We start from the raw sequence: 446 nt of genomic DNA on the forward strand, positions 1-446 counted from the left end.
TGCGAGCCGCGCATGCCCAGCTTGTCCAGCTTCTGTGCCACCGAGAAGCCCTTCATGCCCTTCTCGACGATGAAGGCAGTCATGCCGCGCGCGCCCAGCTCGGGCTCGGTCTTGGCGTAAACCACCAGCACGTCGCAGTCGGGGCCGTTGGTGATCCACATCTTGGTGCCGTTGAGCACGTAGCGATCGCCCTTGAATTCGGCGCGCAGCTTCATGCTGACCACGTCCGAACCGGCGTTGGGCTCGCTCATCGCCAGCGCGCCGACCCACTCGCCCGACACCAGTTTCGGCAGGTATTTCGCCTTCTGCGCCGGCGTGCCGTTGCGGTGGATCTGGTTCACGCACAGGTTGGAATGCGCGCCGTACGAGAGGCCCACCGACGCCGAGGCGCGGCTGATCTCTTCCATCGCGATCATGTGCGCCAGGTAGCCCATGTTGGCGCCGCC

1 protein-coding gene is annotated in these 446 nt (G+C 65.5%); it reads right to left on the reverse strand.

Translation table 11 applies throughout. From position 1 onward, the window contains the following. The coding region (locus tag J8I34_RS35785; RefSeq protein ID WP_209808638.1) for an acyl-CoA dehydrogenase family protein at nucleotides 1-446 on the reverse strand (446 nt) is incomplete at both ends.

The sequence above is a fragment of the Cupriavidus phytohabitans genome, assembly GCF_017815025.1.
Lineage (GTDB): Bacteria > Pseudomonadota > Gammaproteobacteria > Burkholderiales > Burkholderiaceae > Cupriavidus.